Source organism: Gordonia sp. ABKF26, from assembly GCF_041103195.1.
GTDB classification, from domain to species: Bacteria; Actinomycetota; Actinomycetes; order Mycobacteriales; family Mycobacteriaceae; genus Gordonia; species Gordonia terrae.
Window position 1 is genome coordinate 24,880 of record NZ_JBGCVZ010000005.1, and the last position, 18,281, is coordinate 43,160.

20 protein-coding genes are annotated in these 18,281 nt (G+C 64.2%); 12 read left to right on the top strand and 8 right to left on the bottom strand.

Features of this window, described 5'->3' with window-relative positions:
- Positions 1–6: 6 nt before the first annotated feature.
- From AB4Z55_RS26500 to AB4Z55_RS26525, 6 genes are all read left to right on the top strand, one after another.
- Positions 7–231, top strand: coding sequence for a hypothetical protein (locus AB4Z55_RS26500; RefSeq protein WP_369521096.1), 225 nt, complete (start codon positions 7–9; stop codon positions 229–231).
- Positions 232–430: 199 nt separating this feature from the next.
- Positions 431–2,422 carry a hypothetical protein gene (locus AB4Z55_RS26505; protein WP_288815057.1) on the top strand — a complete coding sequence of 664 codons (1,992 nt, stop codon included), beginning with the start codon at positions 431–433 and terminating at the stop codon, positions 2,420–2,422.
- A 416-nt stretch (positions 2,423–2,838) separates the two neighbouring features.
- On the top strand, positions 2,839–3,645 hold the full coding sequence (locus AB4Z55_RS26510; protein ID WP_288815059.1) for a ParA family protein: 807 nt from the start codon (positions 2,839–2,841) through the stop codon (positions 3,643–3,645).
- A complete protein-coding gene (locus tag AB4Z55_RS26515) occupies positions 3,642–4,079 on the top strand; it encodes a hypothetical protein (RefSeq protein WP_353887825.1) in 438 nt (145 codons plus the stop codon). The genes AB4Z55_RS26510 and AB4Z55_RS26515 overlap by 4 nt, the downstream gene beginning before the upstream one ends.
- 177 nt (positions 4,080–4,256) lie before the next feature.
- Complete coding sequence (locus AB4Z55_RS26520) at positions 4,257–4,583, top strand: hypothetical protein (RefSeq protein WP_288815061.1); 327 nt, start codon at positions 4,257–4,259, stop codon at positions 4,581–4,583.
- Positions 4,580–4,777: a hypothetical protein gene (locus AB4Z55_RS26525; protein ID WP_288815063.1), complete on the top strand. Its 198-nt coding sequence runs from the start codon at positions 4,580–4,582 to the stop codon at positions 4,775–4,777. The genes AB4Z55_RS26520 and AB4Z55_RS26525 overlap by 4 nt, the downstream gene beginning before the upstream one ends.
- Positions 4,778–4,786: 9 nt before the next feature.
- Here AB4Z55_RS26525 and AB4Z55_RS26530 read toward each other — a convergent pair whose 3' ends face one another.
- Positions 4,787–5,449, bottom strand: coding sequence for a hypothetical protein (locus AB4Z55_RS26530; RefSeq protein ID WP_338858012.1), 663 nt, complete (start codon positions 5,447–5,449; stop codon positions 4,787–4,789).
- 143 nt (positions 5,450–5,592) lie between these two features.
- Entirely contained in the window at positions 5,593–6,084 is a 492-nt protein-coding gene (locus tag AB4Z55_RS26535) for a hypothetical protein (RefSeq protein ID WP_288815066.1), read from the bottom strand.
- A gap of 227 nt (positions 6,085–6,311) precedes the next feature.
- On the opposite strand from AB4Z55_RS26535, the gene AB4Z55_RS26540 reads away from it, so the two are divergent.
- Complete coding sequence (locus tag AB4Z55_RS26540) at positions 6,312–6,689, top strand: hypothetical protein (RefSeq protein WP_288815067.1); 378 nt, start codon at positions 6,312–6,314, stop codon at positions 6,687–6,689.
- Positions 6,690–7,023: 334 nt separating this feature from the next.
- Here the strand turns inward: AB4Z55_RS26540 and AB4Z55_RS26545 are convergent, their stop codons facing one another.
- Positions 7,024–7,584, bottom strand: a complete 561-nt coding sequence (locus AB4Z55_RS26545; RefSeq protein WP_288815069.1) for a hypothetical protein — start codon at positions 7,582–7,584, stop codon at positions 7,024–7,026.
- Positions 7,585–7,862: 278 nt separating this feature from the next.
- Here AB4Z55_RS26545 and AB4Z55_RS26550 point away from each other — a divergent pair, with 278 nt between their 5' ends.
- Positions 7,863–8,522: a hypothetical protein gene (locus AB4Z55_RS26550; protein ID WP_075863809.1), complete on the top strand. Its 660-nt coding sequence runs from the start codon at positions 7,863–7,865 to the stop codon at positions 8,520–8,522.
- A 129-nt stretch (positions 8,523–8,651) separates the two neighbouring features.
- On the opposite strand, the gene AB4Z55_RS26555 is transcribed toward AB4Z55_RS26550, so the two are convergent.
- Complete coding sequence (locus AB4Z55_RS26555; RefSeq protein WP_075863810.1) at positions 8,652–9,620, bottom strand: endonuclease/exonuclease/phosphatase family protein; 969 nt, start codon at positions 9,618–9,620, stop codon at positions 8,652–8,654.
- Between the two features lie 828 nt (positions 9,621–10,448).
- Between AB4Z55_RS26555 and AB4Z55_RS26560 the strand changes: the two genes are divergently transcribed.
- Complete coding sequence (locus tag AB4Z55_RS26560) at positions 10,449–11,186, top strand: M23 family metallopeptidase (protein WP_369521097.1); 738 nt, start codon at positions 10,449–10,451, stop codon at positions 11,184–11,186.
- Between the two features lie 280 nt (positions 11,187–11,466).
- Here AB4Z55_RS26560 and AB4Z55_RS26565 read toward each other — a convergent pair whose 3' ends face one another.
- On the bottom strand, positions 11,467–11,853 hold the full coding sequence (locus AB4Z55_RS26565) for a DUF4229 domain-containing protein (RefSeq protein ID WP_084813240.1): 387 nt from the start codon (positions 11,851–11,853) through the stop codon (positions 11,467–11,469).
- 46 nt (positions 11,854–11,899) lie between these two features.
- Complete coding sequence (locus AB4Z55_RS26570; protein ID WP_369521101.1) at positions 11,900–13,552, bottom strand: cytochrome c biogenesis protein ResB; 1,653 nt, start codon at positions 13,550–13,552, stop codon at positions 11,900–11,902.
- Between the two features lie 381 nt (positions 13,553–13,933).
- On the opposite strand from AB4Z55_RS26570, the gene AB4Z55_RS26575 reads away from it, so the two are divergent.
- On the top strand, positions 13,934–15,178 hold the full coding sequence (locus AB4Z55_RS26575; RefSeq protein WP_075863875.1) for an Nramp family divalent metal transporter: 1,245 nt from the start codon (positions 13,934–13,936) through the stop codon (positions 15,176–15,178).
- A 26-nt stretch (positions 15,179–15,204) separates the two neighbouring features.
- Here the strand turns inward: AB4Z55_RS26575 and lspA are convergent, their stop codons facing one another.
- Together lspA and AB4Z55_RS26585 are read right to left on the bottom strand one after the other, a co-directional pair.
- Positions 15,205–15,648: a signal peptidase II gene (gene lspA / locus AB4Z55_RS26580; RefSeq protein ID WP_075863876.1), complete on the bottom strand. Its 444-nt coding sequence runs from the start codon at positions 15,646–15,648 to the stop codon at positions 15,205–15,207.
- A gap of 50 nt (positions 15,649–15,698) precedes the next feature.
- On the bottom strand, positions 15,699–16,103 hold the full coding sequence (locus AB4Z55_RS26585; protein ID WP_075863877.1) for a helix-turn-helix transcriptional regulator: 405 nt from the start codon (positions 16,101–16,103) through the stop codon (positions 15,699–15,701).
- A gap of 64 nt (positions 16,104–16,167) precedes the next feature.
- On the opposite strand from AB4Z55_RS26585, the gene AB4Z55_RS26590 reads away from it, so the two are divergent.
- Positions 16,168–16,773, top strand: coding sequence for a class I SAM-dependent methyltransferase (locus AB4Z55_RS26590; RefSeq protein ID WP_369521098.1), 606 nt, complete (start codon positions 16,168–16,170; stop codon positions 16,771–16,773).
- 283 nt (positions 16,774–17,056) lie between these two features.
- The gene (locus AB4Z55_RS26595) at positions 17,057–18,229 is read left to right on the top strand and encodes an Ig-like domain-containing protein (RefSeq protein WP_075863879.1); all 1,173 of its coding nucleotides are present in this window, start codon (positions 17,057–17,059) and stop codon (positions 18,227–18,229) included.
- Positions 18,230–18,281: the final 52 nt, after the last annotated feature.

The window sequence follows — 18,281 nt, forward strand, 5'->3', positions numbered from 1 at the left end:
GCAGGCATGGCAGGACGCCCCCGAAAGGACCCAACCGGAGCGGATCTTGCGCCGATGAACCTTAAGGTCCTCGCGCAGGTCAAAGAGACGGCAGTAGCCGCCGCACTATCCCGTGGTCTGACGCTGACGGACTACGTCTGCCTGCTGATCGCTGAGGACAACCGAGATCGGTTGCCCTCGACGGTCGTGCCGATGCGTCAGGAGGTACTGAAGCTGCGCGACAGCGCATAGCTGAAATGACGAACGCCCCCGGCGGCAACCGAGGGCGTTCGTGAAGTTTGAGGGGCGAGGCGGCAATCTCGCTCCCTGATCCCCGGAGGGACAGTCTGTGTCGGACTGGTCTCAGGATAGCGCGCACCCTTTTGCTCGCGCTAGTTCTGATGAACGCGTGTCGGATCACGACTCGGTTACTGAGTCGCGGTGGTCCGAGGTGTACCGGCTGCTGCCTGCGCCCGGTGGTGAGAGCTTCGCGCTGGCCGGCACTGCTACGGCGAACAAGGCTCGCCGGGAGCGCAGCGGTAGCCCGATTGAGCTAATCACCGAGGCCGAGCGCGCCGGCGGTGGCAAGGCCATCTGGGCAGTTGTGGCCCCGATCCGCAGTGATCTGCTGGTCATCGACCTCGACCGCTGCGCTGAGCAGGTGTGGCCACGCCTGCGCGATGTGCTCGGCGACTACTCCGCGACCGCTGCCTACCTCGCCCGCTCCGGTAGCCCGGACTCGCTGCACGTGATCCTTAAATGCGACTCCCCTTCGTCTGATCTGGGGATACGCGAGTTTCTTGCTGATCTGCGCCGTCACCTCAACTTGTCGGCTCGCCGCATCGACGTGCTGAGCCCAGGACATCTCCTGCGTCTGCCGGGCAGCGCATCGCTGAAACCCGGCGGCCGCCACTGCACACCCGTCAACGATGACCTCAGAGCCATCACGGCAGTGGAAACGGCCAAACGCCTGCGCTCAGCCCTCGGCAGTGATGAACCAGGACCGGTGCAAGCGACGTTCACCCGCCATGACGACGGGTGGTGCGTGCAGCTCGACGCCGAGGTGTACCGCCCCGGACTCGAGGTAGAGGTCCACCGCCGCGACGGTCAGGTCAAGCGGGTGCGCATCGGCGCCGTCGTCTCCCATGCCGGCGACCGGGTCCGCGCCGCGATCACCGACGACCTCACCCCCCACTCCCCCACCCCGGGGCCTATGGTCGCGCTGTCCGCGGCCGCGCAGATGCACGAACTCGCCCCTGACACCGACGGTCCGGGCGAATTGCAATGGCAGGCTCCACGAGCCTGGCGGCGGCGCACACCTATCACCGCCCAACAGTGGCGCATCCTCAACGACACCGGAGGCGAGGACCGCTCCGCTGCGGCGACGGCCGCGGCGTGGGTGCTGTGGGACGTCGGTCTGCGCTCATTTGCTGCGGTCCGCTGGTTCTATGCGCACTGCCCTGCCTTCGCGAAGTTCCGCGACCGTGATGGTGACCGCCGGCGCGCCCGCTCAGCCTGTGCCGCGCACTGGCAAAGCATCGCCGAGCGCGCTAGCAGCCACCGGCCGCCGCTGGACCCCGCCGACCAGTCCCTCGTCGACGACGCACTCGCCGAGGTCGCCACTTGGGATGAACCCGAGTTGGTCGCGGCCGCGGTTGCGGTCATCACCCACAGGTTCACCGATGGCCACGGCCTCGTCGATCGTCCGATCGCCAAACGCTGCCTCGCAACCTGGATGTCGGTATGCGACAGCCGCGCGTTCGTCCACCTCCAACGCCTCCAGGAGCGTGGCCTGCTTGTTCGGACGCGAGATTGGCGCGATGGGCCAGCCAACGAGGCTGCCTTGTACTCACTGCGGGTGCCAGATGAGTTTTACCGGGGAGATGGTGACCATGACGTCACAGACCCCCTACGGCTCCACCCCCTCTGGGGGCAACTAGGTCACTCCGCCCACACCCTGTGGGCACTGCTCTGCGCCCAGAAGACTGCGATCCCCACCTCCACGGCTGCTGCCCTCCTCCCCCTCCGCACTGGTGGGACTGGCTGGGGACTGCTTGGTCTCCTCGCCACCCTCGGTTCGTTCGGGTTGGTCACACGGACGGGAACAGGAAAGGGAACCCGCTGGTCAGTAACCCCCGAACAGGCAGAGCAAGCAGCCGTCGACTCGGCGGCTACGGCCAGCGGTGCCTTCGAGCGGGCGAAAGAACTTCGGGCGCGGATCGTGGGCGAACGTAAGACCTACCACGCAGAAGGGCCAGGTGAGCGGGCCCGCATGAGGACCGGATTGAGGGTCCTACGGGACCGTCTGACGCACACTGACGTGGCTGGCCGCGCCCAGGGCAGCCTCTTCGCCTCTGTCGCGGCGCAGAGACCATTGCGCTACCACCCAGGCCGCATTGATCGTGGACCGTCACAGGGGCCGAGCGGGGCACGTGACCGCTAGATGATCCTTCTCATTGACGTTGATAATGGATTCGGCTCGTTGCCTCACCCATCCGGGCAGCCTATGTCGAACGATGCGCGGTTACGCGCCAGTCTACGGTCGGAAGCGGCTGTAGAGCTATGGGTATTACTGCACTCACTGAGGCTATCGAACCCACTGCACCTATCGCACGTACTGCATCTATAACAACTACCGCAGCCGCGGCAGCTACTGAAAATATCGCGCTTATCGCAACTATCGAGAGTGTCGTACTATCGCAGCTGTAGCGCTACTGGTAGGCTGACACCCAGTAGCTCTACCGCAGCCGTGACTACCATCGGTACCGTCGTTTCCATAGAGCGAACGTCCCAGTAGATGCGACAGCGGCCATAGAGCTATTGCACTCATCGCACACGTTTGGATGAAAGGACCAGGTTATGGCTTTGGTATGCGCGATTTGCAATCAGAAAGGCGGGGTGGGGAAGACGACCACTCTGTTCAACTTGGCTGACGCCGCGGCCAAAGACGGTGCCCGCGTCCTGGCCATCGACCTCGATCCTCAAGGCAATCTGACCAGCATCCTGGCCGCAGAGGGGAGTGTTGAGCACGATTCTGTCGGCATCGCCGACGCGATCGCCGCGAGTACCTCTGACACCCTCGCCGACGTTGTCGTCGACACCGTTTTTCCCAACGTCACTCTCGCGCCCACCGTGCCCGACAACGACGTCCTCAGCGCCGTCCGGGACCAGCTCGTCGTCGCCGGTGCCGGCCGCGAACGGCGACTTAAAGCCGAATGCGACGCAGTCCGCGACGACTACGACCTCATCCTTATCGACTGCCCGCCAGCACTGGACCAACTCACGATCAATGCTCTCACTGCCGCCGACAGGGCCGTCATCATCACTGAGGCTGCGCTGTTCAGCGTCAACGGTCTAGCGAAGCTGCGCAAGAACATCACCCTGGTAGCCGAGAGCTACAACCCGGCGCTCATCCACAGCGGCACCGTCGTGAACAAGATCGAGGCAGACACCATCGGCGCGCGCGAACAACTCGCCGAGATCCGCGCAGCTGTCGACATCCTCGGAACTCCCATCCCGAAGGCTGTCGTCATCCGCGACGCCTCCGAAGCATCGGTTAGCCTCACCGACTGGGGCACATCGAAAGCCCGCAACCTCCACGCCTTTTACCGCGACATCTATCGGCATATCGTCGCCGAAACCCCGGCGCAGGCGGTCACCGCATGAGCCGCCCAGAACGTCGCAAGAGTGCCCTGGCCCAACAGTCGCCCATCCAGACCCAAGAGCCCGCTCCGCCGACCGTGGAGCAGACCCCGAAACCGGCTACGAACACACAGACCCAGCCGGCAGACCGCGCACGTTCGACTCCGACTCCGCCCGCGGCAGAGAAGAAGGCCCCCGTCGCCGGCGGCCGCCGAGTCCGTGTCGGTCCTTACGTCGACGAAGACGAAGCAGCCCGAATCCGAGCCGCCTACCAGTTCGGCTACCTCCGTACCTCCGCAGGCAGCTTCACCGACTTCCTTGCCGAAACCATCCTCGACAGAGTCCGCCAACTCGAGAACGAGCACAACGGGGGAGAGCCATTTGCTGGAATCCCCAAAGGGATCACCAAAAGCCTCTCTCAAATGGCAGTCGAGGAACGCAAGCGGAACCGCCAGTAGCACCCACAGCGCTACCGCAGCTATCGCGACTGAAAAGGCCCACCCGTGAAGCAGCTGGGGGAGTGAGGCGGGGGTGCGTGCGGTCCCAGACTTCCCGTTCCAGGAACACCCCCGCCCACTCGAACAGTCTACCCCAGTGGTCGAACATGCATTCGACACCCGGGCTAGAATCTGTGCATGTTCGACCACTGGCCCGACACCCGAACACTGCGCGTGTTCGACCCGCCGAGGCCCGTGCTGATCGACATGGCGATCGCGGACCCCTTATGCGGACGTCCATTAACGGCCGGTGGGGGAGTGTCACTGCGAGTTCGTGCATCCGGCGCGCGGATCGAACCGACCATGCCCGCGCTGCTCGTCGCCTGGCTGAGAATGTCAAACGGCCTGTGGCGCGGGATATGTCAGATGCCGGTTGAGAGCGCCAACCACGTTTCCTCGGCCACCATCACCATGTGGGTGCCGCCCGAGGCGCTGCAACCGCGAGAGGACGAAGCGCCGCAATGACTGAGAACAACGACGGGGTCGGCCCCACCAATCGTGTCGCACCCAAACGCGGCCGCGTCGAGCTGGCCTGCCTAACACTCATCGTGCGGCCACCTGGCCGGCCCGCCGGAATCCGCACCTACACCGCCGATGAACTCGACCAAGCCCAGGCCTACGCCGAAGAAGCGGGGGCGCGGGGCGTCGAGCAGCTGTAATCGCCGCACCTACTGTGGTCGTTGCGGAAGCAGTTTCGACACCCGCTCCACAGTCGACAGCAGCTTCGCTGTGTCGGGGCATCGGAGAGCGACCAGATCGGCAATAGCATCGAGGTCGGCCCGCAGGTCGCGAGCGATGATGGGCTCGTGGTGGGCAATCCGGTTGCGCAGAAGGCGAATGCGGTCAAGATCGGCGTACACGCGCGCCCGCAGTTCGGGTACTGAGGCGCCCTTCTGTGCGCCCGGCAGCACATACTTCAGTTGGTGGTCCCACACCGCATTGTCGTATCGGCTGGTGAACATCTTCTGCCAGAACACGAACTTGACCTCAGGAATCACCTTGCCAGTGGTGGCGACCTTGTGGCGGACAGTCATCACGTCTCGCCGCGGGTTGTACCCCTTCTTCGGATCAGGAAGCGACTTCACGAACCCATCCACCCACGGCCATCGCGGCCCGTACTGGGCGCTGACCGCATCCGACACCGCATTACGGATCGCCACCTCGCACAGGTGCAGCGGGACGAGGAATTCGCTGGCGATCTCGGCATTCCATACATACAACGCCAACGCTCGACGCGTGTGCTCGTGACCGGTGGGCACAGAAGCGTCGTAGGTCGACACCCGAGCAGCGGTGATCGTTGCACGTACAGATGCAACCTCGTCGGGCGTCATTGCGGCGACAGCATGAAACACCTACAATGTGTAGCACTAGCTTTGGGTACATGTTGGCCTCGGCCTCACCCGGAGACAGCAGAACATACACGAGTGAAGCCCCGAACCGCACGGTTCGGGGCTTCACTCGTATCTGTTCAGTTCTAGCCGGAGGCGCGCATGGCATCGCGGCGCAGCGCTGCGGCCAGGTCGGTGTTGTCGGTGTGCTCGGCTGCGGTGGTCAGGATTCGAGCGATACGGGTCAACAGGGCCGGTGGGGCTGGCACTGGTCCACTACCTGAGGTGTCGGCCTGGATGAGTCCGGTCACTGAGAGCAGAGTCAGCACCTCGTGGGTGCGTCGCGTCCGGTCGTTGGCCGGCAGGGCGGTGGTGGGATCGGTGTAGAGCAGGGCGACCTCGGCCAGCCCCGCGATCAGCCGCCCAAGGGTGCCGACGGTGAGCGCGGTGGTTCTGGGTTCGGTGGCGAGGTCGGCCCCGGGTGCTTCATCGGCAAGGGTTTCGACCATGCTGTCGACCACACCGGCCAACGCCTCGTCGGTCAGGTAGGTCTGAGCTTGCCGGACACCGACACGCATGCGTTCGGCCACGGCCTGCACACGTTCGGTTAGAAGCTGTTGTGCTGCTTGGTCGGTCATAGTCATACCACGGTCGTTGACCATCTCAATCAGACGCTCGGCACGTTCTTCTAACCATGCACGGCCAGGACGAGTTGACGGGCTCACACCCTCACTGTCTCAAGGACAGTCGCGACGTGTACAGAACCTTGCCCGAACACCTAGGAGAGCAGCCTGTCAGCGGCGTATGACATCGTCGGTGCGATCAGCAGCGATACCCGATTGACGACAGGGGAGGAGCCCGGTAAGTGGGTGAGAGCTTTTGGCGACGGCCACCGCAATGGGGATTCCTGGAAAACCACCCGTTCACAGTCCTGATCGACGCCGGCCAGGGTTGGCGGGTCACCGGCGTTGATTCCCCGCGGATGCGACCCCACCGAGCTGAACCGATCCGGGTCGTCCACATGCAGGACAACTTCGAACGGTTCCTGACTTTCGATGTCACCGCCGACACCAACCGGATGCGCGATCACGCCACCTTCACCAGGGCGATCGACGACGAGGTACTGATCGCCACGACAACCCGCGCTGCGGCCGCCCTCGGCACCAGCGACCCCGGCGCCGGATTCAGCTCACTTCTCACCCTGCCCAGCGTCTACCGGGCCGAGGACTACCAGAGCAGGTAACCATGTCTACGCCAACGCGTCTCCGCTGCGCTGCGCTGCGCTGCCGCCCTCCCGCACTGCGGTCGGTTGCCACATAGCCCACCGTGGGTGCGTTCTGTGCCGCTGAACTGGACAGCACCGCTGCTGCGCGGGCTCGCTCCTGTCCCTCGACATACTTGGCGCCGGTGTCGAAATACACACCATCGGCCCCTAAAGCCGCGAGCCACAGGCCTCGTCGTCCGGCGAGTAATCCTGTGGCTCACTTCCAAACCCACCGCAATGGGCTGGCTACGGCACCGACCGTAGTCTCACCACGCGGCCACACGCCACCCACGCCAGATGCTGCGAAAGCGCGTCATGCTCTGTCTCTCCATCGCTCGTTCGCCGATTGCCGTGTCATCCCGGCCGCAGCCCCGATATCGGCCCACGAGCGGCCCAGCCGGCGAGCCTTGGCCACCGCGGCGTCGAGTCGCGCGTCGGCGTCCCTGCGGGCCTCCGCTGCGGCCTGGATCTCGTCGTCGACGTCGATCGGGTCGAGATGCTCACGCCGCCACACCGCTTGGGCGGCCTTCGCGACCTCAGGCCGCTCGTGGGCGTCGGTGTCGGTGTCGGGGGCGAACACGCGATGCCGCGCGATGTCCTCTAGGGACGCGGAGGGGACTCGCGTCCACTGGACGGGATCGGTCCAGATCGACACCTCGGAACTGGTTCGCCGGGCGCACTCGCAGCGCAACCGCCAGCCGACAATCTCGGCTGACGGCCGTAAACGATCCTCGCCCTGGCGCCGGCTCCACTCGACGATCTCGTGGTCCACGCCGTCAACCATGGTCGACCCGTGGCTCTCGGCCCCGTCCTCGAATACCGCCACCAACGCCGCCTCGTGCAAGTGCGTGTCGCCCTCGTGCATCCAACCCATGCAGATAGGGTAGACCTGGGATGTCAGGAAAACCAGACACTAGAGAAGGCCCCCGTCAGGTTTACCTGACATAAGGTACATTATCGGCACATTAAAATAGCTGGGGGACAGGAACTTTTGCTAGAAAGTGACATAACTCGGACTGAGGTCGGGCACGCACTGGGGCTGTTCCACACCTGCTCCAACGACCTGATGGCAGATAATGACGGGGCCCGCGAAACGTCCTACACACCCACCGGCCTCACCCGCGACCTGTACCACAACAAGTGGGGATTCTGATGACCCACCACCGAGCAACACGACCGGCGGCCCTCACGCTCGGCATCGCCGGCATCCTCGCCGCTGCCACCCTGGCCGCGTGCGGCGAACAAACCGTCAATGAGGGCATCCCGCCCCTCGAATCGGCCACGGCCACCTCGACCGCCCATGCGGACTCGATCACCGACACCTCTGACTTACGTAATCTGATGGCGATCTCCACACACGTCTTCACCGGCCGTGTCGAATCAGCTGCTGGGACCAAGGCACTCGGGCCGCTCCCCGAAACTCAGTACAGCGTGCTCACCAAAACAGCGATCAAGGGCGAAGTCCCCGAGAGCGTGGTAGTCAACCAGCAAGGCGGAGTCAAAGACGGTGTCTACATTTCCGTCAACGGCGACACACCCCTCGAGGTCGGCCAGTGGTACCTGTTCGCCACCCGCTACCTCGAGTCCGAGAAGTGGAACACCCTCATCCCGGTCGACGGCCGCAAACCGGTGACCGAACAACAAGCCCGCGACAGAGCCTCCGCGCCCCTAGCCGCGGCTGAGGCCGCGGTGCGCGCCAACCCCCAAAGCCGGCTCGCACCACCGGACCCACCGAGCCCGTCGATGACCTTCCCGATACCCCAACCCGGCGACCGCAACCCCCCTCCACCCTCACCGGCGCCACCCGGCTGAATCATGAAGTAGCCAGTGGCGGCATATGGAAAGCGTTGGGGGAGGTAGCTTGCCAGGCTCAATCGAGTTGACATAAGGCTGTCGGTCACAAACCGAGGTGTTCCGATGGTTCGAGAATGCTCGGGGACGTCATCCTTCGCTGAGCCGGATGCTCGCGAGCACCCCGTGATGATCGGAGCCCGGCAGATCGATCCGCCGGAACGATGTCGGTGTCGGGCCATTGCGTGTCAGCACCCGGTCGAGCGCAAGCAGCGACGGGTAGGGCCGGCCGGCGGGATAGGTCGCGACGACGCCCGATCCGAGATGCTCGGCGGCGTCGGTCAGTTGGGGCGAATTCGAGGGTCCCGACAGTAGCTGCCGGAAGGAGCGGTGATCGTAGGTCGAGTTCGCATCGGCGCCGATGATCAGTGGATCTGTGTCGGCGAAGAGGATCGAGCGCAACTCGCGGAGCTCGGCATCCCAGCGCCACGACGGTTCGGGATACGGCGGCAACGGGTGCAGTGCATAGATCGAGATGGGCGAGCGGTTCGGAAGCAGCAAGCGCGCACGAAGATTCGACAGTTCGAATCCCCGCAGGAGTTGCCCGTCGGTCAGCGGGGCCCGCGCATAGATGCCAGCTCCACCTCCACCGTCTCGGGGACGGAGAAACGCGAACGGCAAGGCTTGGCGCAACCCGGCGCGCTCGAGGGCTCCCACCGCCTCAGGCGTCAGCTCGACTATCGTCAGGGCGTCAACGCCTGAGTCGCGCACCCGCGACACCAGCGCGTCCGGATCAGCCTGCCCGAGATAGATATTGGCCTGCATCACGGTCAAGTCCGAGTCCGAGACCTGTTCGTCGACCCCCCGATACAGCGGGACCTGCGCCGTCACGCCCACGGCGATGACGAGCACAGCTCCTGCCGCGGAAAGCCAGGCGCGCGCGGCGAGCAGCAGCAGCAGACCGAGGACACCGACGATGATCAGCACCGGCGTGAACGCCGCCACCCGGGACACGAGATTGCTAACCAGGCCAGAATAGTGGGCAGCAACACCGGCAGCAGCGGCGAGGACCGCACCCCACCCGAGCGCTCGTAGCAGTCCACGCATGCGGCCGATCATGCCACGATCACCGTCACGCCCTCTGGCGGGCAATCGTCGAGTGCAGGCTGTCGGCGACAGGGGCTGTCAGCCAAGCCACCAGTCGCTTCGATCTATGGTGCCCGTTACGAGCCGGACGCTTCGTTGCCGACGCAGCAGCCCAGGCGAGAACTCGTGCACGCAGTGACGCCAACCCGTAGTCGGCCACGACGATATTGCTGGTCAACCGGGCGCACGACTGGAGCTGCGCAGCGCGCAAGGGGTGATCCTGGGGCCAACGCGGAGAAACTAACCGGGATAGTAGTAACCTGTCTGTGGCGCGTTCGATATCGAACTGTTTCCATCCGGACTGACGCTTGGACTGAAGGACTCCCCTTGGCACGGCATCGCAAAGCTGATCCCAGCCCACCCTCCGCTGGCATCCCTGCGTTCCGGCGCGACGCATCGGCGAGCCTCACCCCCGGACTCGCAGGGCTCCAGCATTCACCCACCGTGCGTGCGGCCGGGCGACACCGAATGCCTGTCCAACCCGAGGTGTCGGCCGGGCTCACGCGGCCCATCTTCTCGGGCGCCCCAGTGCCCTCCTACTCGCCCCATGCGCGATCGACGACGGCGCCCGAGGCGTCGCCGTCATACCCACCACGCAGTGGCCGTCCATACACTGCGCGCTCGCGTACTGCCTTGCCCCGCCAAGCCGGGCCTGGCCATCGAGCTTTCGGGCCGCCTCGCTCACAGCGCCCGCTCGACCTCGGCAGGCATCTATCGGCAGCGCCTACCGCACCGTGGGAGCGGGCGTTGTGTGTCGTTGAACCTCAGTCCAGCGAGCAAGCTCAGTCAGGCTTTCTCGAGGTGCTTGACGGCGAGGAGGTCTCGGGTACCTCAACTCGGTCGGCGGCTGCGGCCGGGTTGAGTGGATCACTCATGGCCGCGGTGGTTCTATGCGCTGCCGGCGGGACTGCGGCCACTGCGGTCGCCGATCGACACGACCCAACGGTCACTCCCCTGACCCAGGCTGGCGTGCCCGTCGACGTCCAGCCCGCAGCAGCCCCACGATCTGTAATCGTCGGATCGGCGGACGAACAGCGAAGCCGCACGTCGGCACGGGCATCGTCACGCGATGAGCTGACCACGGCTATGCGAGAACTGACACAGCCAGATCGCGCGCGGCCGCCTGAACCCCCGGTGCCACAACGGCCGCGGTCGGCGGCACCGACCTACGGCACCGTGACCTCGAGTTACGGAGCGCGATGGAGTACCACGCACTATGGCCTCGACATCGCCAACACGATAGGCACACCGGTGGTCTCGACCAGCGACGGGCAGATCATCGAATCCGGTCCGGCTGATGGTTTCGGTCTATGGATACGAGTGCTGCAAGACGACGGCACGATCGGCGTGTACGGGCACATCAACGAGACGCTGGTGAGCGTCGGGCAGCGAGTCCTGGCCGGCGAGCAGATCGCAACGGTAGGAAACCGCGGCTACTCCACCGGCCCACACCTGCACTACGAGGTCTGGCAGCAAGATGGACCCAAACTCGATCCTGCACAGTGGCTGAGAACCCGGGGAGTCTACGTCGTCGGATGACCCGCCTCATCGGCGCGGGAGGTGTGACGACGAGTGGTCCCGCTCAGGTGTCGCGAGCTCGAGGCGGGACTTGGTCGGGCCAAATCCTCGGGCGCAGTGATCGGTTCGACGGCCACACAGTTGATGCCTAGTCCGATCGATTGAGAGGATCGGTGTGCGGGTGGTTGTGGTCATTGAGGGTGAACTGCGTTGGTTTCACCGATCCGGCAGACTGCACTGCATGTTCCGGCACCTGTCGGACAGGCGGCCTGCTGATCATGTTTGCTGGTCTGGTAGCAGCTCATGGCGCGTCCGGTCTGGCGAGTCCCTTCTTGGTTGCTCGGCGGGAGTCCATTGCTTCGGCCCGGTGATTGATACGAGTTCGTAGGGGTTTGAGGACGATCATCGAGACTGGACTACTGAGAATCACGGCGAGCACGACGGCTACGAAAAACGGGACGTCCACGTCAATCAGGTAGGCGACCAACAGAATTAGTCCAGTTAGCGCAGCAGCGAGTGCTAGGCGCGCGACGTTGTACAGCAGCGCGATGGCGATCAGAGATCTGGCCGAAGAGGCCGGCGTGGTGGCGGCGCCGTGAGAAGTGTTTCTGCGCATGGTCGATGTGCCTCCGTGTGGCTGAATGCGATCGGGATGGATTGTGACGCGACAGTTGGCTCGGTGCCGCATCCTGAAGGGGGCGGTTCATAGATGAGATCTGTACGGATGTGAAAGTTCATGGCCGAGGTGCGCGCCGTGGTCGGCGGCTTGTCGGCCCTGGCTGGGTCAGCCATCGCCGCGCCTGCTGGTCGAAGTCTTCGCCCCACCCGGCCTGATCGGTGCGGGCCAGTCCCGCGATCGTTACTGCGGTGCCTCGTTGGCCGTCGACTTCGACGGGCACTAGCCGCACCCAGATTCGGCGACGCCGGACAAGTAGAGACACAAGTAACCCAGCCAGCATCACGGTCGCCGACACCAGAACCCAGTTCTGTGCCGGCCCGTGCGACACCTGCATGGACACGAAGCGTTCATACCCATCAAAGCGCACCACGGTGCCATCGGCGATGGTGTGAGTCTGTCCCGGGTTGAGATTGACCTGTGCCCGCTGCTGGAGCCGACCCTGCTCGATGAGCGCTCGGTTCAAGGAGTACGCATTCTGCGGGCGACCGGTATCCAGTCCGGTGTCGCCTTGGTAGATCCTGATCGCCACATACGGATCATTCGGCACGGGAAACGATGAGGTGAGCAGGGTTCCTTGGAATGCTGCGGTGGGCGCGAATAGGCCCTCGATCGCGATCTGTCGATTGCGACGTTCGTCTGCGTCGGGGTAGAGGCCGGCTGGGGTATCGAAACGGGCCGCGCCGGAGGACAGCATCGTCTGCAAGTTGTCGGGAATGAACAGCACTGTCTGAGTGCGTTGCTCACCGTTGGGGAACGTCACGGTGAACGTCGGTGCGAAGCCGTTGCCGAGGACATAGACGCGGTCGCCAGCTACTCGCAGCGGTTCGTTCACTCGGATGCGTGCAGTGCTCCACGTATCGGGATCGGACTGTCGCACGTCCCCGGTGTAGGTGACGTCGGCTTCGTACATGTCGGGCTGACCGCTCGGCAGGAACCGGGCATCGAAGCCCTCGACGCGGACACAGAATGGTGAGAGATCGGTGCCATCGACGAGGCTGCCTGCGCGGAATGAGTCATAAACCGCGGTCGAGGTGTTGCACAACCCTTGTGTGCCATCGGCGACGAGACTGCGGGTGCCTTCGTAGCCGTAGAGTTTGTCGGCCGCGATCGATATCAGCAAGGCGAGTAGGGCGAAGTGGAACACGAGGTTGCCCCACTCGCGGAGGTAACCCTTTTCTGCGGAGATCTCGACGGCTGCGGTGGGTCGGTGCGTAGTCGCTGGTCGTGTGGTGGTGGCTCGGCGCCAGCCCCGGAGGTTGGCGTTGATGAGGGCAGCAACCTCTTCGGGTGTTCCTTCTACGGTGTCCTCGAGGTGCCGCGGCAGGCGGGTGAGGTTGCGCGGCGCGGGAACTGGACGGGCTCGCACCGCGCGCAGATGTTCGAGGATGCGGGGGGTGAGGCAGCCCACAAGCGACACGAACAGCAGGACGTAGATTGCGGTGAACCACGAGCTGGCGAAGACGTCGAAAAGCTGCAGTCTGTCCATCCACGTGCCGAGGGCGCCGCGGTCGGCAATGTACTGGGTTGTTTTCTGTTCGTTGAGTGGGCGCTGCGGCAGCAGAGCGCCCGGGATTGCCGCCGCGGCCAACAGGAACAGCAGCATGAGTGCTGTTTTCATCGACGTCAACGAGCGCCACAATCTGGGTAGGGGGCTGAGTCGGCGGCGTGGTCGTCGCGGCGTCGGCGCTTCGATGGTGCCGGTGTGCATCATCGTCGTCGTATGGGTAACGCCGCACCCTGGAAGTCGTCATCACTCGCGAGAGAACAGAGTGCGCGGTCGGCGACGTGGTCCTTAGCTGTCTGCCAGTCGACTCCCAGCACCATCGGCCGCCGGGACTTCCTCGCCCGCATCGCCATCCGGGTCTCACCTGCTCTTCCTGCCCACATCGAAATACTACGTAGCGTAGTATTTCGGCGCGTAGATAACAAGCGGTGATGCGCCCCGCTGCGGCGCGCTCGCACTTCCGGGCCGTCGAAGACGTCGCCCCACCAGCCAAGCTCCCCAAGTCTCGTCATGTGCCGCCCCATCAACTACGGTGTATCGAATAGTTTTATTCGGTAGACCGAACTTTGTGACTGAGGGGCGGCAATGCGAGAGGTCATGGCTTCGGCTCGTCCGCGGCTCGCGCGAGCTCGGTCGGGGTCCCTACTGCTTGGTCCGGCGTTCGTCGCAGCCATCGCCTATGTTGATCCCGGCAATGTCGCGTCCAATATCAGCGCCGGCGCCCAGTTCGGTTACCTCCTTGTGTGGGTGATCGTGGTTGCGAACGTGATGGCGGGGTTGGTGCAGTTCCTTTCTGCCAAGCTCGGGGTGGTCACGGGCAGGTCATTGCCGGAGACGGTGCGTCTGCGCGCGTCGCGGACCGCCAGGCTCTCCTACTGGGTGCAGGCTGAGATTGTCGCTATGGCAACCGATCTCGCCGAAGTGGTGGGCGGAGCTATCGCGCTGAATCTGCTCTTCGATCTGCCGTTGCTCATCGGTGGGGTCGTCACAGGTTCGGTGTCTATGGTCTTACTTCTTGTCCAAGACCGCAGAGGGCAGCAACCGTTCGAGCGGGTGATCATTGGCTTGCTGGCTGTCATTGCCATCGGTTTTCTGACAAGCACCGTCGTGGCACCACCTCCCCCCGGGGCTGTCGTGGGGGGCCTCTTGCCGCGGTTCGATGGATCGGAAAGCGTGCTGATCGCGGCCGCCATGTTGGGTGCGACGGTGATGCCTCACGCGGTGTATCTGCATTCAGGCTTGGTGCGGGATCGACACGGCCATCAACCGGAGGGGCCGATCCGGTCGCGGTTGTTGCGTGTGACGAAGATCGATGTCGGTCTGGCGATGCTGCTGGCGGGCGCGGTCAACCTGTCCATGCTGCTGGTGGCAGCAACCACTTTGCGTGGCCGTGAAGGGGTTGATTCGATAGACGGAGCGCATGCGGCGGTCTCCGACACCTTGGGGCAAGTGGTGGCGTTGCTGTTCGCGTTGGGGCTTCTTGCCTCGGGTCTGGCATCAACCTCGGTCGGGGCGTACGCCGGCGCGATGATCATGGACGGGCTGTTGCAGCGCAGGATCCCGCTCATACTCCGACGCCTGATCACCCTGATACCTGCCATCACAGTGTTGGCCATCGGAATTGATCCCAGCCGAGCTCTGATTGTCTCGCAGGTCGTTCTGTCCTTCGGCATCCCCTTCGCACTGGTTCCGTTAGTGCGTTACACCAGCGACAGGATGCTGATGGGCGAGGATGTGAACAATCGAGTCACCACGTCGCTGGCCTGGCTGACTGCAGCGGTCATCATCGTGCTCAACGTCGCCTTGATCTACCTGACGGTCGCCGGTTAAGCGAGTTCGCGCGACGGTTCGATCCCCTAGGCGTCGCGCGGAGCTGACCATTCTTGCCGCAACACATCTAGCACGATCAGGACGACGCCGATGGTGATGAATGTGTCCGCGAGGTTGAACGTGGGGAACCAGCCGGTATGGAAGTAGTCGGTGACGACGCCGTCGGCGGCGCGGTCGATCAGGTTGGTGAGTGCGCCGCCGAGGACCGCGGCAAATCCGATCCGGCCGGCGACCCCCGCGTCGGGTGCGACGTGCACTGCGTAGCCGGCCAGTGCGAGGGTGATGAACCCGGCCACGGCGAGTATGGCCCAGCTGGGCAGCTGATCACCGAGGCTGAATGCAACACCGGGGTTGAACGCTAACCGCAATTGGAGCACTCCCAGATCGGCCGCACTGCCCTCGGTGAGTCGGCTGACAGCGAAGGAGTTGACTGCCAGCCCGACGGAGGTCACCACGACAACCAGGGCCATGAGAACGCCTCGGGGGTGGAGTGTTTTCGTCACTGCCGGCGTCGCGTCGGTCACGTAAAGGCTCCAGCCGGGGTAGAACTCGCTGACGCTGCGGCGGCGTCGCCGGCATAGTTCGGGCACAGCGCTACCGCGCTACCAGTGGCCGCCAGCAGGGTCTCCGCCGAGGCCAGCAGGTCCATCAACTCGGGCCGAGTGAGGCGGTAGAACACCTGCCTACCCTGTGGGCGTCCCTCAACTAGCCCGCAGTCGCGAAGGCATGCCACATGCGCTGACACTGTCGACTGCGCCAAACCCAACTCCCCTACCAGGTCGGCGACCCTGACCTCCCCGCCGGCAAGACGACGCACAATCGCCAAACGGGTGCTATCGGACAGGCTGTGAAACAACGCCACCGCCGCGTCCACATTCGTTCCGGCTCTCGACGTGCAACACCCATCCATGCTATTGATCGTCACCAGACGATAATAAGCGGTCTCCGCCGATGATGAGGGAGGGTGGTCAACAATGTTGATGAACCGCATGGAGACTGTCCTGGTGAACTCGCCGCCCCGGCGGTGGCTGCAGCGCTACGAGGCGCGTGTCTTGACTGCGCTGGGCGGACGGACCCCGGGAGCGCACGTTGCTGAGCTGGGGTGCGGGTCGGGGTACGGCACCCGGCTGATCCTCGACGAGTTCGGCGCCGCGCGCGTCGACGCGGTAGACCTCGATCCGGCGATGATTTCTCGCGCTCACCACCGCCTACGCCGACACACCGGCAGGGCACACCTCGCCCGAGGTAGCGCAACGGACCTGCGTTCAGCATTTCACGACGTCGGCGGCGGGCAGAACGGTACTTATGACGCAGTCTTCGACTTCGCGATCATTCACCACATCCCGAACTGGCGGGAAGCCTTGGACGAGGTGGCCCGCGTACTCAAACCGGGTGGGCGGTTCTTCTTTGACGAGGTCACCGCGACCGCCCTTGCTCGGCCGACCTACCAAGTGCTGTTTGACCATCCGAGCGAGGATCGGTTCACCGCCGGTGAATTCCTGCACGAGTTGTCCCACCACGGTCTCGACGTCGGCGAGCGGTGGCGAACACGCATCGGCGGCGACTACCTGTTGGGTGTCGCCACACGGCAATAGTGAGGTCGACGTGGTGGCTCGGCGGTCGCCCACCACGAGACGTTTCGAACCTTCTCTCACGCGGTGCAGCGGGTAAAGGAGCCCACAGCCTTCAACTACTATCGTGGTTAGTAAACCTAGTCCAGCGCCGAGTGGGAGGGTTCGACAATCGATGGGCCGCGTAAGAGGGACTCGAGCTACCGAAGAGCCACGTGATCGCCGGGCGACTCACGGTGGGCAGCCGCAGTGCTCGGGCTCTCGTGAATGTCGCTGGTCGGTCCGGGCCGGTATTCCGCGACTGCTGATGCTCGCAACGCTGACGGCGGTGGTGATGGTGTTGACCTCGTGCAGCTCGACCGGAGGTGCCGCCTTCAGCAACGAGATTCAGGCCGTCGACAGCTTCGCCGACATCACACAGCCTTCCATCGCTGTGGCCACTGAAGGTGGCGGGCGACTTGCGCCCAACGCGGTTGTCGAACCTGGGCTTCCTATTGTTGTCACGGCCAGTCGCGGCGCGTTGACTAACGTCCGTATTCCCACAGCCAGCGGCCGTCCCTTGGCGGGCTTGCTGAGCGAGGACGGCTCAACGTGGACAAGCACCCAGCCCCTGGGATATTCGAAGCGGTATTCCGTTCAAGCCGAGGCTGTGGGCGTGGGCGGTCGATCGGTCGTCTCGCAACGTTTCACCACGACCTCGCCGGAATCGTTGACCAGCGCGGCCATCCTCGGCGAGAAAACCGTCGGGATCGCCCACACGATCGGCGTGCGGTTCGCCGATCCCATCCCCGACCGAAAGAAGGCGCAGGCGGCGATCACCGTGTCGTCTGACCCCAAGATGCAGGGTGCGTTCTATTGGATCAGCGACTCCGAGGTCCGGTGGAGGCCCGAACGCTTCTGGACACCGGGCACTAAAGTCAGTGTCGCCGTCAACATTTACGGAGTCAACCTCGGCGACGGGCTCTACGGCGACGAGAACTTGTCCTACGACTTCACCATTGGCAGAGCTCAGGAAATCGTTGCCGACGACAACACCAAAACGATCGTCGTCAAACGAGACGGCAAGGTCATCCGCACGATGCCGACCTCGTTCGGCAAAGACAGCACTCCGACGCCCCGCGGCATCTACATGATCGGAGATCGCGTCGAGCACATCATCATGGACTCGTCCACCTACGGAGTGCCTGTCGAGTCCGCAGCGGGATACCGCACACCCGTTCAATGGGCGGTGCAGATGTCCTACAGCGGCATCTACATGCACGGCGCGCCGTGGTCGATGTCGGCCCAAGGCAACAGCAACGTCAGCAACGGTTGCCCAAACCTGAGTCCCGCAGACGCGGAATGGCTCGTGAAGAACACCCTGCGCGGTGACCCCGTCACGGTCAAGAACACCAACGCCGACACGCTGTCGGGAGTCGATGGACTCGGCGACTGGAACATCCCGTGGTCACAGTGGAAGAAGGGCAACACCGACACCTAAGCGCCCCGCCCCCTGGCTCGAGAGCGTGTCGACGCCACTCGACATATCGACG

Excerpts from the sequence above, each read along its gene's own strand:
- AB4Z55_RS26525 (WP_288815063.1), top strand. The coding sequence starts at position 4,580 with ATGACTGAGAACAACGACGGGGTCGGCCCCACCAATCGTGTCGCACCC.
- AB4Z55_RS26530 (WP_338858012.1), bottom strand. The coding sequence starts at position 5,449 with ATGACGCCCGACGAGGTTGCATCTGTACGTGCAACGATCACCGCTGCT.
- AB4Z55_RS26510 (WP_288815059.1), top strand. The coding sequence starts at position 2,839 with ATGGCTTTGGTATGCGCGATTTGCAATCAGAAAGGCGGGGTGGGGAAG.
- AB4Z55_RS26590 (WP_369521098.1), top strand. The coding sequence starts at position 16,168 with ATGGAGACTGTCCTGGTGAACTCGCCGCCCCGGCGGTGGCTGCAGCGC.
- AB4Z55_RS26545 (WP_288815069.1), bottom strand. The coding sequence starts at position 7,584 with ATGGGTTGGATGCACGAGGGCGACACGCACTTGCACGAGGCGGCGTTG.
- AB4Z55_RS26515 (WP_353887825.1), top strand. The coding sequence starts at position 3,642 with ATGAGCCGCCCAGAACGTCGCAAGAGTGCCCTGGCCCAACAGTCGCCC.
- AB4Z55_RS26535 (WP_288815066.1), bottom strand. The coding sequence starts at position 6,084 with ATGACCGACCAAGCAGCACAACAGCTTCTAACCGAACGTGTGCAGGCC.
- AB4Z55_RS26550 (WP_075863809.1), top strand. The coding sequence starts at position 7,863 with ATGACCCACCACCGAGCAACACGACCGGCGGCCCTCACGCTCGGCATC.
- AB4Z55_RS26595 (WP_075863879.1), top strand. The coding sequence starts at position 17,057 with ATGCTCGCAACGCTGACGGCGGTGGTGATGGTGTTGACCTCGTGCAGC.
- AB4Z55_RS26520 (WP_288815061.1), top strand. The coding sequence starts at position 4,257 with ATGTTCGACCACTGGCCCGACACCCGAACACTGCGCGTGTTCGACCCG.
- AB4Z55_RS26555 (WP_075863810.1), bottom strand. The coding sequence starts at position 9,620 with ATGATCGGCCGCATGCGTGGACTGCTACGAGCGCTCGGGTGGGGTGCG.
- AB4Z55_RS26500 (WP_369521096.1), top strand. The coding sequence starts at position 7 with ATGGCAGGACGCCCCCGAAAGGACCCAACCGGAGCGGATCTTGCGCCG.
- AB4Z55_RS26570 (WP_369521101.1), bottom strand. The coding sequence starts at position 13,552 with ATGCACACCGGCACCATCGAAGCGCCGACGCCGCGACGACCACGCCGC.
- lspA (WP_075863876.1), bottom strand. The coding sequence starts at position 15,648 with ATGGCCCTGGTTGTCGTGGTGACCTCCGTCGGGCTGGCAGTCAACTCC.
- AB4Z55_RS26575 (WP_075863875.1), top strand. The coding sequence starts at position 13,934 with ATGCGAGAGGTCATGGCTTCGGCTCGTCCGCGGCTCGCGCGAGCTCGG.
- AB4Z55_RS26565 (WP_084813240.1), bottom strand. The coding sequence starts at position 11,853 with ATGCGGCACCGAGCCAACTGTCGCGTCACAATCCATCCCGATCGCATT.